We start from the raw sequence: 13,925 nt of genomic DNA, 5'->3' as shown, positions 1-13,925 counted from the left end.
ATCCACATCGCCATGGAAATAAGAAACGTGCTCATGCAAACCAGTGAGACGACATCCTGAACCAGATCAGTCATAACATTCTCCTGTTTCCTGTATGTCCTTAATTTGTTCTCATTTTGTTCCAAAGTCAAGCATCTACCCTGCCGCCTGATAAGACGGCAGGGCCAAGAAAGTTCCGAGGGTTAACAAAGGGTTACGGCAATCGCCTGCTCAAAGGCACGGCGAATTGCCGAAAATGGTGGCTTCAGAGCGGAACGACTTTGCCGTCCGCAAGCGTCACGCGCCGGTCCATGCGCGCGGCCAATTCGTGGTTGTGGGTGGCGATCAGCGCTGCAAGTCCCGACTGCTTGACCAGCGCAGACAGCGCGTCAAACACGTAGCCTGCCGTTACCGGGTCGAGATTGCCAGTCGGCTCGTCTGCCATCAGCACGAGCGGCGCATTGGCGACGGCGCGGGCAATGGCCACGCGCTGCTGCTCGCCGCCGGAAAGCTCAGCGGGCCGATGGTGGCCGCGCTTGCCGATCTGCATGTAGTCGAGCAGTTGCGCCGCGCGCGCGCTCGCCTCTGCCTTGGGCAGGCCCTTCACCAGCTGCGGCATCATGATGTTTTCGAGCGCCGAAAACTCCGGCAGCAGATGATGGAACTGATAGACGAAGCCGATGTCATTGCGGCGTATGGCGGTGCGGTCATCGTCGGAGAGACGGCCGCAGGCGCGACCGCTGAGGATCACGTCACCGGCGTCCGGCCGTTCCAGCAGGCCCGCCGTATGCAGCAGCGTGGACTTGCCCGCGCCCGACGGCGCCACCAGCGCCACCATCTCGCCGCGCTTCAGCGAAAAGTTCACGCCGTTGAGGATAGTCAGCTTGCGCGAGCCCTGAACATAGTGCCGCTCGACGCCCTTCAATTCGATAATCACGTTGCCTGCCATCATTCGTACCGCAGCGCCTCGACCGGATCGAGCTTGGCCGCGCGCCATGCCGGAAACAGCGTCGCCAGGAACGACAGCACAAGCGCCATCACCACGACCGTCGCCGTCTCGTCGAAATTCATCTTTGCCGGCAGCTTGCTCAGGAAGTAGAGCTCCGGATTGAACAGCACCGTGCCGGAAATCCACGAGAAGAACTGGCGGATCGATTCGACGTTGAGACAGACGATAATGCCGAGAATGACGCCGGCAATGGTGCCGGTCACGCCGATCGCCGCCCCCGTCATCAGGAAGATGCGCATGACCGCGCCGCGCGTCGCGCCCATGGTTCGCAGGATGGCGATATCGCGGCCCTTGTCCTTCACCAGCATGATCAGGCCGGAAATGATGTTCAGCGCGGCCACGAGAACGATCAGCGTCAGGATCATGAACATGACGTTGCGCTCGACCTGCAGTGCTGAAAAGAACGTCTCGTTGCGCTGGCGCCAATCGGAAATGAACACCGGCCTCTGCGCCGCCTCTTCCACCGCCGGCTTCAAGGTGTCGACGTTGTCGGGGTTGTCGACGAAGACCTCGATCGTCTGGGCTCGGTTTTCCAGATTGAAATAGAGCTGCGCTTCGGAAAGCGGCATGTAGACGATCGACGTGTCATATTCCGACATGCCGACCTCGAAGATCGCAATGATCGGATATGCCTTCGTGCGCGGTGTCGTTCCCATCGGCGTAATGTCGCCGTCGGGAGAGATGAGCGTGATGGAATCGCCCAGTGCCAGCCCCATATTGTCAGCCATGCGCTGGCCGATCGCCACGCCCTCGCTCGTGTCGAAGCCGACGAGCGAGCCCTGCTTGATGTTGTTGGCAACCAGCGAAATCTTGCCGAGGTCCTCGCCGCGTATGCCGCGCACCAGCGCGCCGGTTCCGGCACCGACCTCGCCTTGCGCCAGAACCTGGCCGTCGATCAGCGGGATCGCATACTTAACCCCGGCAACACCGTTGATGCGTCCGGCAACCGCAGCATAGTCGTCCAGCGGTGTGTCGATCGGCTGAACGATGAGATGGCCATTTATGCCAAGGATGCGGCTGAGCAGCTCAGCGCGAAAGCCGTTCATCACCGCCATGACGACGATGAGCGTCGCAACGCCGAGCATGATGCCGAAGAACGAGATCGAGGCGATGACCGAGATCACCGTCTCCTTGCGGCGCGAACGCAGGTAGCGCCACGCGACCATGCGTTCGAAGACCGAAAAAGGCCCGGCGCCCGCCGGCTTGGCCGCGACTTTGCTCATCCGGCGATCCCGAAGCGTTTCGTGGCCTCTGCGATCGGCAGCGTCTCACGCTCGCCGGTGCGGCGGTTCTTGATCTCGACCTCGCCGGCTGCAACGCCGCGCGGTCCGACGATCAGCTGCCACGGCAGGCCGATCAGGTCGGCGGTGGCGAACTTGCCGCCCGGCCGCTGGTCGGTGTCGTCGTAGAGCACGTCCTTGCCCGCAGCCGTGAGAGCCGCATAGAGCTCTTCAGAAACACGGTCGCATTCGGCGTCGCCGACCTTCATGTTGATCAGGCCGATATCGAAAGGTGCGACCGATTCCGGCCAGATGATGCCGGCTTCGTCATGCGAAGCCTCGATGATCGCCGCAATCAGGCGGCTCGGGCCGATGCCGTATGAACCCATGGAGACGAAGTGGTCCTTGCCGTCAGGCCCGGTGACTTTGGCGCCCATCGGCTTCGAGTATTTCTCGCCGAAGTGGAAGATGTGACCGACCTCGATGCCGCGCGCCGAAAGCCGCTCACCTTCGCCGATCGCGTCCCATGCGGCTTCGTCGTGCATCTCGTCGGTCGCCGCATAGGGCGTCGTCCACTGCTTGACGATGCCGCCGATCTCGCCGTCATTGGTGAAATCGGTGTCCTCACCCGGCACCGGCAGCTCGAGGAAGTCACGATGGCAGAAGACCTGGCTTTCGCCGGTGTCGGCCAGGATGATGAATTCGTGGCTGAGATCGCCGCCGATCGGGCCGGTATCGGCGCGCATCGGAATGGCTTTCAGGCCCAGGCGCGTGAAGGTGCGCAGGTAGGAAACAAACATGCGGTTGTAGGCCGCCTTCGCGCCCTCGAAATCGAGGTCGAAGGAATAGGCATCCTTCATCAGGAACTCTCGGCTGCGCATGACGCCGAAGCGCGGGCGCCGCTCGTCGCGGAACTTCCACTGGATATGATAGAGGTTCAGCGGCAGGTCCTTGTAGGTCCTGACGTAGGACCGGAAAATCTCGGTGACCATCTCCTCGTTGGTCGGGCCGAACAGCATGTCGCGCTTGTTGCGGTCCTTGATGCGCAGCATCTCGTCGCCATAATCGTCATAGCGCCCGCTTTCGCGCCACAGGTCGGCCGACTGGATGGTCGGCATCAGGATTTCCAGCGCGCCGGCGCGGTTCTGTTCTTCGCGGATGATGCGGCAGATCTTGTCGAGAACCAGCTTGCCCAGTGGCAGCCAGGAAAAGCTGCCCGCAGCCTGCTGCCGGATCATGCCGGCACGCAGCATCAGCCGATGCGAGACGATTTCGGCCTCGCGGGGATTCTCTTTAAGGATGGGCAGGAAATAGCGCGATAGCCGCATGTAGAAGTCCATAAAAGAAAGAGAAGCAGATCAATGCCGGAATCGGCACCGACGCAGTGTTGCCTGCCTGCGCTTCATAGCCATTTCATGGCGGAATTGAAACCCGGACCTCCCGCCGCACCTTCGCAAAACCGGCCTGACGGCTTTTCGAGCAAAGGCTGCGCGTTTATTGTGCAGTGCAGCACATGTAGTGGGCTATTTACGCAAAATTGTTAGTGACAATTCATCGCAGCTTGGTCTAGTGTGCCTCGATAACTGAGAGGGCGGAGCAAAATCTGCCCTCCTACGCGGTCAAAGTCTTGGGAGGATGCGATCTAGGCGCGATAATACGCAGCCGCCGGTGACGGAAAGCAGATCGGACGCGTTTAATTTGCAAGGCCTTGTGCCTTGCATTTTTTTTGTGCAGTCAACAGCTTAGCCGACTTCCCTCAGACCCATAAGGTGCGAAGGAATGCTGCAGCTTAACCAGCGTTAGTCTTAAATACTAGACTAAAATTATCATATATTAGAGTATTGATCGGACCCGCATGGCAGCGAGCATCAGACGATGCGATTAGCCCGCGTGCAGGATCGATTCAGGAACCAGGCTCGGAATATCGTCGAAACCAAGGCCCATCACCTTGGTGACGTAATAGAAAATACCGAAGATGATCAGCGAGACGATTGTCGTGCGAATGACGGTCTTTCGCATATGGGGACGTCCGGGCGCACTCGGCACGGTGCCAAGCGTAACGTCGTCGCTCTCGTCCTGCGTCTTCAGGCCGAAAGGCAGTGTGGCGAACAGCACCGTCCACCAGATGATGAAGTAGATCGCGGCGACCGAAATCCAGCTCATGACTACACCTGTTCCAGTTCGACCAGCGTTCCCAGAAAATCCTTGGGATGCAGAAAGAGCACCGGCTTGCCGTGGGCGCCGATCTTGGGATTGCCGTCGCCCAGCACACGTGCGCCGACAGCTTTCAGGCGGTCGCGGGCGGCGATGATGTCATCGACCTCGTAGCAGATGTGATGCATGCCGCCGGACGGGTTCTTTTCCAGGAAGGCAGCGATAGGTGACCCCTGCCCCAGCGGCTCGAGCAACTCGATCTTGGTGTTGCCGGTGTTGATGAACACGACCGTCACGCCATGCTCGGGCAGCGCCTGAGGTTCGGTCAGCGTAGCGCCCAGCGTGTCGCGATAGACGGCACTTGCGGCTGCCAGATCCGGCACCGCGATTGCGACATGGTTCAAACGGCCTAGCATTGTTCACATCCCCGAGACAGTGAATAGGGAGTAGCGAGTAGCGAGTAGGGAACAAGCAAGGCAACGAATATCCATAAGCTATTCGCTACGCGCTACTCCCTATTCACTACTCACTCACCTCGTGACGAACACCGTCACCAGCGGTTTCTTGCCCCAAGCTTCGTTGGCGGCCGAGCGAATGGCGCGGCGCACCGCTTCCTGGACAAGATCGAGGTCTTTTCGGCGCTGACGGGGTATGGAGTCGACCGCGCCGATTGCCGCATCCAGCATCAGGTCTTCGATATCTTCGCCCCGCTGGTCGGTTCGGGCTACGCCGATGGCGACGATATCGGGATCGCCGGACAGTTCATATTTGTCGTCGAGCACGACATTGACGGCGACGTGACCGGCAAAGGACAGTTTGCGGCGGTCGCGGATGCCGACAGCCTCGTCGTCGCCGATCAGCTTGCCGTCCTTGTAAACGCGGCCGAACGGCACCTGGTCGATGATTTCGGCCGCACCCGGTGCGAGCCGCAGCATGTCGCCGTCGCGCACCTGCGCCACTTCCGGCACGCCGCAGGCCGTGGCAAGCGACCCATGCGCCACGAGATGCGCTGCTTCGCCATGGACCGGCACCGCGATACGCGGGCGCGTCCACTCATACATGCGCCGCAACTCACTGCGGCGCGGATGGCCCGACACATGCACCAGCGCGTCGCTGTCCTCGATGATCTTCATGCCCTGATCGATGAGCTGGTTCTTGATCTCGAGAATGGCCTTTTCGTTGCCCGGAATGGTGCGCGAGGAAAAGACGACGATGTCGCCCGGCGACAATGCCACGGTCTTCATCTCGTCGCGCGCCAGCTTGGCAAGCGCTGCCCGCGATTCGCCCTGGCTGCCGGTGCAGATAACGACGAGGTTTTCGCGCGGAATGTAGCCGTAGTCTTCCTCGGAGACGAACTCCGGCAGGCCGTCCATGTAGCCAAGCTCCGAGGCGACATCGACGACGCGTTTCAAAGAGCGGCCGAGCAGCAGGACCTGGCGGCCGGTGTCACGTGCGGCCTCGGCAATGGAGCGGATACGCCCGACATTGGACGAGAAGGTTGTGACCGCTACGCGGCCGGGAGCCTTTTCGATGACGCCGCGAATGCCCTCGCCCACCGCCTGCTCCGATGGCGAGTCGCCCTCGCGCAAAGCGTTGGTGGAATCGCAGATCAGCGCCAGAACGCCCTTGTCGCCGAGCGCGCGGAACCGCGCCTCGTCGGTCTTCGGGCCGATTTCCGGTGCGGGATCGATCTTCCAGTCACCGGTGTGGATGACAGTGCCCAGCGGCGTGGTGATGGCAAGAGAAACCGGCTCGGGAATGGAGTGGCTGACCGGGATGGCCTCGACCGTGAACGGTCCCACGGTAAAGGTCTCGCCGGCGCGATAGATCGTCACCGGCACCTTCGGCGCGCCGCTTTCAGATTGACGCTTTGCTTCCAGCAGGCCGGCAGAGAACGGCGTCATCCAGACCGGCGCCTTCAGGCGCGGCCAGAGGTCGAGCAATGCGCCGTAGTGATCCTCATGGGCGTGGGTAATGACGATGCCGCGAAGATTGTGCAGCTCGCCTTCGATGAAACGCGTGTCGGGCAGCACCAGATCGACGCCGGGAAGCGTCGCATCCGGGAATGTCACGCCGACATCGACGATGAGCCACTCGCGCTTGTCGACCGGCCCGAAGCCATAGAGCGCGAAGTTCATGCCGATCTCGCCAACGCCGCCCAGCGGCGCGAATACGAGTTCGGCTTCTCGCGATTTCGCCATTCTCTTTCCTCTCAGGCCGTTCAGGCCGCGCCGGCCGACGCGACCGCACCGAAATGCACATCGCCGGCAGCAATTTTCTGGATCGCGCCGCTATCGTCGCGAATGACGAAACGGCAGTCCTCGTCGATGGTTTCGAACACGCCGCGAATGATATTCCCGTCGACCCGAACCGCTACCTGTCCGCCAAGCCCGGCGGCACGCGACAACCAGCGCTGGCGGATATGTTCCAGCCCTCGCCCTTCGTCCCATCGACGCATATTTTCGCTCCATGCGTCCGAGAGCGCAAGAAACAGCGTCTCGGCGTCGCAAGTCGCGCCCAGCGCTTTCAGCGACGTCGCCGGATAGGGAACGTCCTCGGGATATGCGACGACATTGACGCCGATGCCAATGGCCAATGCTACACGATCCCCGTCGAGCATTGTCGATTCAAGCAGGATGCCGGCAAGCTTGCCGCCCTGCGCCAGGACATCGTTCGGCCATTTCAGCTCGAAACGGTTTCCGCGCTCGCCGCTGCCACCATCGGGCGCAATCGCGATGCGTCCGTTCGGCACCACGGCGTTGAGTGCGTCGGCCAGCGCCAGTCCGGCAACGAAGCCGAGCGTGGCAGCCATTTTCAGATCGCGACCGGTAATCAGCAACAGCGTTGCGGCAAGATTGCCTTCCGGCGTCGCCCAGACGCGGCCCCGGCGGCCGCGCCCGCTTTCCTGACGCTTGGAGACGACCCAGATCCTGCCCGCGTCCCCTTCCCGCGCCCGCTCCAAGGCGATGATGTTGGTCGAGCTGACAGTGTCATGCGCTTCGAGGCGAAAGCCTTCGGCTACTGCGGTCGGAGCGAGCTGGAATCCCATGCCGTCAGAAGAACGTCTTGGCAGCGGCCTCAGCCACACGCCCGACAGGCCCGCCGAAGAACACGTAGAACAGGACGAACGCGCCGGAAGCGCCAAGCACCAGCCGCAGCTCGCCAGCCATCGGCAGGAAGCCGCCGACCGGCTCGTCGAACCACATGATCTTGATGATGCGCAGATAGTAGTAAGCGCCCACCACCGAGGCCAACACGCCGATGACGGCAAGCGTGTAGAGATTGGCGTTGATGGCGGCGAGGAAGACGTACCACTTGGCCCAGAAGCCTGCGAGCGGCGGAATGCCGGCCAGCGAGAACATCAGGATGGTCAGGATTGTCGCCATCATGGGGTTGGTGGTCGAGAGTCCGGCGAGATCGCTGATCTGCTCGACATTGCCGTCCTTGCGCCGCATGGCGAGGATGAAGGCGAAGGTGCCTAGCGTCATCACCAGATAGATCAGCATATAGATGGCAACGCCGCGCACGCCGGTCTCGGTGTTGGCGGCAAGGCCGACCAGCGCGAAGCCGACATGGCCGATCGACGAATAGGCCATCAGGCGCTTGATGTTCTTCTGGCCGATGGCGGCAAAAGAACCCAACACCATCGAGGCGATGGAGATGAAGACAACGATCTGCTGCCAGTCGGCGGCGATCGGCTCGAAAGCGGTCATGGTGATGCGCACCATCAGCGCCATCGCCGCCATCTTCGGCGCGGAGGCAAAGAACGCTGTCACCGGCGTCGGAGCGCCTTCATAGACGTCCGGCGTCCACATGTGGAACGGCACGGCCGAGATCTTGAAGGCGACGCCCGCAAGCACGAACACCAGGCCGAAGACCAGGCCAAGCTGGCGGTCGGCGCCCGAGAGCGTGGCTGCAATCGCATCGAAGCCGGTGTGACCGGTGTAGCCGTAGACCAGCGAAATACCGTAGAGCAGCATGCCCGACGACAGCGCGCCGAGGACGAAATACTTCAGGCCGGCTTCGGTCGAGCGCACGCTGTCGCGGTTGATCGCAGCGACGACATAGAGCGCCAGCGACTGCAGTTCGAGGCCGAGATAGAGCGTGATCATGTCGTTGGCCGAGATCATCAGCATCATGCCGACGGTCGAGAGCAGGATCAGAACCGGATATTCGAACTTGTCGAACTTTTCCGCCTTGGCAAAACCGACCGACATGATCAGCGTCACGGCAGAGCCGACCAGCATCAGCACCTTCATGAACACCGCGAACGGGTCACTGACGAAGACATTGCCGAACGCCTTGCCTGTGCCACCGAACAGCAGCATCCACGCGCCCGCTCCGATCAGGATCGCAACGGCGAGCCCGGTCACGGTGCTGTTGGCGCGCTCGCCCGAATAGACGCCGATCATAAGCAGCACCAGCGCACCGCCAGCGATGATCAGTTCCGGCAGGGCCAGCGAGAGGCTTGAGTAAAGTTCCGGCGTCATATGCCCGTCCCTGTCAGTTCGCAGCCGCGGTTTTCGCGGCGTCGAGCGATACGGTGATGTTGTTGACCAGCGCCTGCACCGAGGCTGCGGTCGCGTCGAGGACCGGAGCCGGGTAGACGCCGAAGAAGATGGTGAGCACGACCAGCGGGTAGATGATCGCCTTTTCGCGCGTAGAAAGGTCGAGCAGGCTCTTGAGGCTTTCCTTCGACAGCGCACCGAAGATCACCTTGCGGTAGAGCCACAATGCATAACCGGCCGACAGGATCACGCCCGTCGCGGCAAACAGCGCCACCCAGGTGTTGGCCTTGTAGGCGCCGAGCAGCGTCAGGAACTCGCCGACGAAACCGCTGGTGCCGGGCAGGCCGACATTGGCCATGGTGAAGATCAGGAACACCACCGCATATTTCGGCATGTTGTTGACGAGGCCGCCATAGGCCGCGATCTCGCGGGTGTGCATGCGGTCATAGACCACGCCGACGCAAAGGAAGAGCGCGCCGGAGACCAGACCATGCGACAGCATCTGGAAGATGGAACCCTGGATGCCTTCCTGGTTGAGCGCGAAGATGCCCATGGTCACGTAGCCCATGTGAGCGACCGACGAATAGGCGATCAGCTTCTTCATGTCCTCCTGCATCAGCGCCACCAGCGAGGTGTAGATGATGGCGATGACGGAAAGCGCGAAAACCAGCGGCTGGAAATAGAGCGAAGCCTCCGGGAACATCGGCAGCGAGAAGCGCAGGAAGCCGTAACCGCCCATCTTCAGGAGAATGCCGGCCAGGATGACCGAGCCCGCCGTCGGCGCTTCAACGTGTGCGTCGGGCAACCATGTGTGAACAGGCCACATCGGCATCTTCACCGCGAAGGAGGCGAAGAAGGCCAGCCACAGCCATGTCTGCATATGAGCCGGGAAGCTGTGCGTCAAAAGCGTCGGGATGTCGGTCGTGCCGGCCTGCCAGAACATCGCCATGATGGCGAGCAGCATCAGCACCGAACCGAGCAGCGTGTAGAGGAAGAACTTGAAGCTGGCATAGACGCGGCGCTTGCCGCCCCAGACGCCGATGATGATGAACATCGGGATCAGGCCGGCTTCGAAGAATACGTAGAACAGCACGATATCCAGCGCGCAGAACACGCCGATCATCAGCGTTTCCAGGATCAGGAACGCGATCATGTATTCCTTGACGCGATGCTCGATCGCCTGCCAGCTCGCCAGGATGCAGAGCGGCATCAGGAACGTCGTCAGGATGACGAACAGCATCGAAATGCCGTCGACGCCCATATGATAGGAGATGCCTGAATCCAGCCATGCCGACTTCTCGACCATCTGGAAACCCGGATTGGCATTGTCGAAGCCGGCCCAGATGAAGATCGAAAGCAGGAAGGTGAACACCGTCGTCAGCAACGCGACGTTGCGGATGTTGCGCCGCGCGCTGTCGTTGTCATCCCTGATCAGCAGGATCAGGAATGCGCCGACCAGCGGCAGGAACGTGACCGTAGAAAGAATTGGCCAGTCGGTCATCAGAAAGTGCTCCCGAGCATCATCCAGGTGACGAGGGCGGCGACGCCGATCAGCATGACGAATGCGTAGTGATAGAGATATCCGGTCTGAAGCTTGACGACGCGGTTGGTGACGTCGACCACGCGGGCCGAGATGCCATCCGGGCCGAGGCCGTCAATGACGGCACCGTCGCCCTTCTTCCAGAGGAACGTGCCAAGCCGCTTGGCCGGACGCACGAACAGGAAGTCGTAAAGCTCGTCGAAATACCACTTGTTCAGCAGAAACGCGTAGAGGCCGCGATGCTGGCTGGCGAGGTACTTCGGCGTCTCCGGCGAGCGGATGTAGAACTGGTAAGCGACGCCAAAGCCGATGATCATGGCCGCAAACGGCGCCAGCTTCACCCACACCGGCACGCTGTGGAAATCATGCAGGATGTGGTTTTCCGGCAGGATGTAGAGCGCGGCCTTCCAGAACTCGGAATAGCCCTCGCCGATGAAGTGGTCGTGGAAGATGACGCCGGCAAAGAGCGCGCCGACAGCGAGTATGAACAGCGGCACCAGCATGACCGGCGGCGATTCATGGACGTGATGCATGACATCGGCGGTAGCGCGCGGCTTGCCGTGGAACGTCATGAAGATCAGACGCCATGAATAGAAGCTGGTGAACACGGCAGCGATGACCAGGGCGATGAAGGCAAAGCCGGCAGCCGGGTTATGGCCGACGAAGGAACCTTCGATGATCGCGTCCTTGGAGAAGAAGCCGGCGGTGCCGATGATCGTCGCCGGGATGCCGACGCCGGTCAGCGCCAGCGTGCCGATGACCATCATCCAGTAGGTGGTCGGGATCAGCTTGCGCAGGCCGCCCATCTTGCGCATGTCCTGCTCGTCGGAGACGGCATGGATGACCGAGCCCGAACCGAGGAACAGCAGCGCCTTGAAGAAGGCATGCGTGAACAGGTGGAAGATCGCCGCCGAGTAGAAGCCCATGCCGAGCGCGACGAACATGTAGCCGAGCTGCGAACAGGTCGAATAGGCGATGACGCGCTTGATGTCGTTCTGCACCAGGCCGACGGTCGCCGCGAAGAAGGCAGTCAGAGCGCCGATAAAAGTCACGACGGTGAGCGCGGTGTGCGACAGCTCGAAGATCGGCGACAGGCGTGCCAGCATGAAGACGCCGGCGGTGACCATGGTCGCGGCATGGATAAGCGCCGACACCGGCGTCGGGCCTTCCATCGCGTCCGGCAGCCAGGTGTGCAGCGGCACCTGCGCCGACTTGCCCATGGCGCCCATGAACAGCAGCAGGCAGATGACGGTAAGCGCCGCACCGCGATCGAGTTCGTAGCCGAGGAAGTTGAACACGGCAGCGGTTGCCTCATGCGCGCCTTCAACCGGAGCGTAAGAGGCTGCAGTTGCGAAGATCGCATCGAAGCTGACCGAACCGAACAGCACGAACACACCGAAGATGCCGAGGATGAAGCCGAAATCGCCGACGCGGTTGACGACGAATGCCTTGATGGCGGCGGCATTGGCCGACGGCTTCTTGTACCAGAAGCCGATCAGCAGGTAGGACGCAAGACCCACCCCTTCCCAACCGAAGAACATCTGCACGAGGTTGTCCGCCGTCACCAGCATCAGCATGGCGAAGGTGAACAGCGACAGATAGGCGAAGAAGCGCGGCCGATGCGGGTCGTGGTGCATGTAGCCGATCGAATAGATATGCACGAGCGCCGATACGGTGTTGACGACGACGAGCATGACCACCGTCAGCGTATCGATGCGCAGCGCCCAATCGGCCTGCATCGAACCGGAATCGATGAAGCGCAGCACCGGCACGGTGAACACTTCGCTCTCGCCGAAGCCGACCTGGAAGAACGCGACCCACGAAAGAACGGCCGCGATCACCAGGAAGCCCGAGGTGATGTATTCGGATGCCTTTGCGCCGAGCGACGTGCCGAAAAGGCCGACGATCAGGAAGCCCAGAAGCGGAAGGAAGACGATTGCCTGGTACATGGTTGTGTCCCGTCAACCCTTCATCATGTTGACGTCTTCGACCGCGATCGAACCGCGGTTGCGGAAGAAGACGACGAGAATAGCAAGGCCGATGGCCGCTTCGGCGGCGGCGACCGTCAGCACGAACAGTGCGAAGACCTGGCCGACCATGTCGCCGAGCGCTGCCGAAAAGGCCACGAAGTTGATGTTGACCGCCAGCAGGATGAGCTCGATCGACATCAGGATGACGATGACGTTCTTGCGGTTCAGGAAGATGCCGAACACGCCGAGCGTGAACAGGATCGCCGAAAGGGTCAGATAGTGTGCGATGCCGACTTCCATCGTCAGATTCCCTTGCCCGTCTCGACTTTTTTGATTTCCATTCCGGTCTCCGGCGTGCGGGCTACCTGCGCCGAAATGCTCTGGCGCTTGACGCCTTCCTTGTGGCGCAGCGTCAGCACGATCGCGCCGATCATCGCGACCAGCAGGATCAGGCCGGCCACCTGGAAGTAGAAAATGTAATCCGTGTAAAGGATGTCGCCGAGTGCGGCCGTGTTGGTGCGCGTCGCGATATCCGGCGTCGGCTTGGCGACCGCGGTCGCAAGCTGCGGCGCAAAGGCATAGCCGCCGGTGACGACGATAAGCTCGGCGGCAAGGATCAACCCGACCAGCGCGCCGATCGGCGCATATTGCAGCGCGCCCGACTTCAGCTCGGCAAAGTCGACGTCCAGCATCATGACGACGAACAGGAACAGCACCGCCACCGCGCCGACATAAACGACCAGCAGGATCATCGCCAGGAATTCGGCGCCCGTCAGCAGGAACAGGCCCGCCGCGTTGAAGAACGTCAGGATCAGATAGAGAACCGAATGCACAGGATTGCGCGCGGAGATGACCATGAAGGCCGACGCCACGGCAATAAAGGCAAAGAGGTAGAAAAAGGCCGCCTCTAGTCCATTCAGCATTGGGTTCCCCCAGTTTCCTTCTCAAGCCCCGGCATTGCACCGGGCTCGCTTGGGTTCGCCACCGCCTCCGGTCGGCAAAACCGCGTGTTCCTTAGACGAGCAATCCCGGCTCGTCCATGATTCTCGTCTTAGCGATAGGGCGCATCCAAAGAGATGTTGCGCGCAAGCTCGCGCTCCCACCTGTCGCCATTCGCCAGAAGCTTGTCCTTGTCGTAGTAGAGCTCCTCGCGCGTTTCCGTCGCGAATTCGAAATTCGGTCCCTCGACGATCGCATCCACCGGGCATGCTTCCTGGCAGAAGCCGCAATAGATGCACTTCACCATGTCGATGTCGTAACGAACCGTGCGGCGCGTGCCGTCGTTGCGGCGCGGTCCGGCTTCGATGGTGATGGCCTGTGCCGGGCAGATCGCCTCGCACAGCTTGCAGGCGATGCAGCGTTCCTCGCCATTCGGATAGCGGCGCAGCGCATGCTCACCACGGAAGCGCGGGCTGACCGGACCCTTCTCATGCGGGTAGTTCAGCGTCGGCTTGGGCGAAAAGAACATCCGCATCGACAGGAAGAAGGCGCCGACGAACTCCTTGAGGAGCAGCGATTTGGCGGCCTGGGCTAGAGCTGACATCG

The 13,925-nt window shown here is 61.3% G+C and carries 13 protein-coding genes; all 13 read right to left on the bottom strand.

Annotation, left to right across the window (positions count from 1 at the left end):
* Positions 1-244 precede the first annotated feature (244 nt).
* The 13 genes from BM413_RS16565 to nuoI all read right to left on the bottom strand — a co-directional run bounded on the left by BM413_RS16565 (position 245) and on the right by nuoI (position 13,923).
* A complete protein-coding gene (locus BM413_RS16565) occupies positions 245-928 on the bottom strand; it encodes an ABC transporter ATP-binding protein (protein ID WP_091915099.1) in 684 nt (227 codons plus the stop codon).
* Complete coding sequence (locus BM413_RS16560; RefSeq protein ID WP_091914951.1) at positions 928-2,211, bottom strand: lipoprotein-releasing ABC transporter permease subunit; 1,284 nt, start codon at positions 2,209-2,211, stop codon at positions 928-930. Before BM413_RS16560 ends, BM413_RS16565 begins: the two co-directional genes overlap by 1 nt.
* Positions 2,208-3,536: a proline--tRNA ligase gene (proS, locus tag BM413_RS16555; RefSeq protein ID WP_091915097.1), complete on the bottom strand. Its 1,329-nt coding sequence runs from the start codon at positions 3,534-3,536 to the stop codon at positions 2,208-2,210. Before proS ends, BM413_RS16560 begins: the two co-directional genes overlap by 4 nt.
* Positions 3,537-4,089: 553 nt before the next feature.
* Positions 4,090-4,371, bottom strand: coding sequence for a DUF1467 family protein (locus BM413_RS16550; RefSeq protein WP_091914949.1), 282 nt, complete (start codon positions 4,369-4,371; stop codon positions 4,090-4,092).
* A gap of 2 nt (positions 4,372-4,373) precedes the next feature.
* Positions 4,374-4,778, bottom strand: coding sequence for a methylmalonyl-CoA epimerase (mce, locus tag BM413_RS16545; RefSeq protein WP_091914947.1), 405 nt, complete (start codon positions 4,776-4,778; stop codon positions 4,374-4,376).
* A gap of 114 nt (positions 4,779-4,892) precedes the next feature.
* On the bottom strand, positions 4,893-6,563 hold the full coding sequence (locus BM413_RS16540) for a ribonuclease J (protein WP_091914945.1): 1,671 nt from the start codon (positions 6,561-6,563) through the stop codon (positions 4,893-4,895).
* A gap of 20 nt (positions 6,564-6,583) precedes the next feature.
* Positions 6,584-7,411 carry a biotin--[acetyl-CoA-carboxylase] ligase gene (locus BM413_RS16535; RefSeq protein ID WP_091914944.1) on the bottom strand — a complete coding sequence of 276 codons (828 nt, stop codon included), beginning with the start codon at positions 7,409-7,411 and terminating at the stop codon, positions 6,584-6,586.
* 4 nt (positions 7,412-7,415) lie between these two features.
* Entirely contained in the window at positions 7,416-8,852 is a 1,437-nt protein-coding gene (gene nuoN / locus BM413_RS16530; RefSeq protein ID WP_091914942.1) for an NADH-quinone oxidoreductase subunit NuoN, read from the bottom strand.
* 13 nt (positions 8,853-8,865) lie between these two features.
* Positions 8,866-10,371 carry an NADH-quinone oxidoreductase subunit M gene (locus BM413_RS16525; protein ID WP_091914940.1) on the bottom strand — a complete coding sequence of 502 codons (1,506 nt, stop codon included), beginning with the start codon at positions 10,369-10,371 and terminating at the stop codon, positions 8,866-8,868.
* Positions 10,371-12,359 (bottom strand): NADH-quinone oxidoreductase subunit L, encoded by a 1,989-nt coding sequence (gene nuoL / locus BM413_RS16520; RefSeq protein ID WP_091914938.1) that lies wholly within the window; start codon positions 12,357-12,359, stop codon positions 10,371-10,373. The genes BM413_RS16525 and nuoL overlap by 1 nt, the downstream gene beginning before the upstream one ends.
* Positions 12,360-12,371: 12 nt before the next feature.
* Positions 12,372-12,680 carry an NADH-quinone oxidoreductase subunit NuoK gene (gene nuoK, locus BM413_RS16515; protein ID WP_091914936.1) on the bottom strand — a complete coding sequence of 103 codons (309 nt, stop codon included), beginning with the start codon at positions 12,678-12,680 and terminating at the stop codon, positions 12,372-12,374.
* 2 nt (positions 12,681-12,682) lie between these two features.
* Positions 12,683-13,303 carry an NADH-quinone oxidoreductase subunit J gene (locus BM413_RS16510; protein ID WP_091914934.1) on the bottom strand — a complete coding sequence of 207 codons (621 nt, stop codon included), beginning with the start codon at positions 13,301-13,303 and terminating at the stop codon, positions 12,683-12,685.
* A gap of 128 nt (positions 13,304-13,431) precedes the next feature.
* Positions 13,432-13,923 carry an NADH-quinone oxidoreductase subunit NuoI gene (gene nuoI, locus BM413_RS16505; RefSeq protein WP_091914932.1) on the bottom strand — a complete coding sequence of 164 codons (492 nt, stop codon included), beginning with the start codon at positions 13,921-13,923 and terminating at the stop codon, positions 13,432-13,434.
* Positions 13,924-13,925 lie beyond the last annotated feature (2 nt).

Origin of the sequence: Mesorhizobium sp. YR577 (genome assembly GCF_900116595.1) — a bacterium.
GTDB lineage: Bacteria > Pseudomonadota > Alphaproteobacteria > Rhizobiales > Rhizobiaceae > Mesorhizobium_M.
The sequence above is the reverse complement of the archived record's forward strand: the minus strand, read 5'-3'. Positions and strand labels throughout refer to the sequence as shown.

What these genes read in the sequence shown, in the direction of transcription:
- BM413_RS16565 (WP_091915099.1), bottom strand. Translation starts at nt 928, where the DNA reads ATGGCAGGCAACGTGATTATCGAATTGAAGGGCGTCGAGCGGCACTAT.
- BM413_RS16560 (WP_091914951.1), bottom strand. Translation starts at nt 2,211, where the DNA reads ATGAGCAAAGTCGCGGCCAAGCCGGCGGGCGCCGGGCCTTTTTCGGTC.
- proS (WP_091915097.1), bottom strand. Translation starts at nt 3,536, where the DNA reads ATGCGGCTATCGCGCTATTTCCTGCCCATCCTTAAAGAGAATCCCCGC.
- BM413_RS16550 (WP_091914949.1), bottom strand. Translation starts at nt 4,371, where the DNA reads ATGAGCTGGATTTCGGTCGCCGCGATCTACTTCATCATCTGGTGGACG.
- mce (WP_091914947.1), bottom strand. Translation starts at nt 4,778, where the DNA reads ATGCTAGGCCGTTTGAACCATGTCGCAATCGCGGTGCCGGATCTGGCA.
- BM413_RS16540 (WP_091914945.1), bottom strand. Translation starts at nt 6,563, where the DNA reads ATGGCGAAATCGCGAGAAGCCGAACTCGTATTCGCGCCGCTGGGCGGC.
- BM413_RS16535 (WP_091914944.1), bottom strand. Translation starts at nt 7,411, where the DNA reads ATGGGATTCCAGCTCGCTCCGACCGCAGTAGCCGAAGGCTTTCGCCTC.
- nuoN (WP_091914942.1), bottom strand. Translation starts at nt 8,852, where the DNA reads ATGACGCCGGAACTTTACTCAAGCCTCTCGCTGGCCCTGCCGGAACTG.
- BM413_RS16525 (WP_091914940.1), bottom strand. Translation starts at nt 10,371, where the DNA reads ATGACCGACTGGCCAATTCTTTCTACGGTCACGTTCCTGCCGCTGGTC.
- nuoL (WP_091914938.1), bottom strand. Translation starts at nt 12,359, where the DNA reads ATGTACCAGGCAATCGTCTTCCTTCCGCTTCTGGGCTTCCTGATCGTC.
- nuoK (WP_091914936.1), bottom strand. Translation starts at nt 12,680, where the DNA reads ATGGAAGTCGGCATCGCACACTATCTGACCCTTTCGGCGATCCTGTTC.
- BM413_RS16510 (WP_091914934.1), bottom strand. Translation starts at nt 13,303, where the DNA reads ATGCTGAATGGACTAGAGGCGGCCTTTTTCTACCTCTTTGCCTTTATT.
- nuoI (WP_091914932.1), bottom strand. Translation starts at nt 13,923, where the DNA reads ATGTCAGCTCTAGCCCAGGCCGCCAAATCGCTGCTCCTCAAGGAGTTC.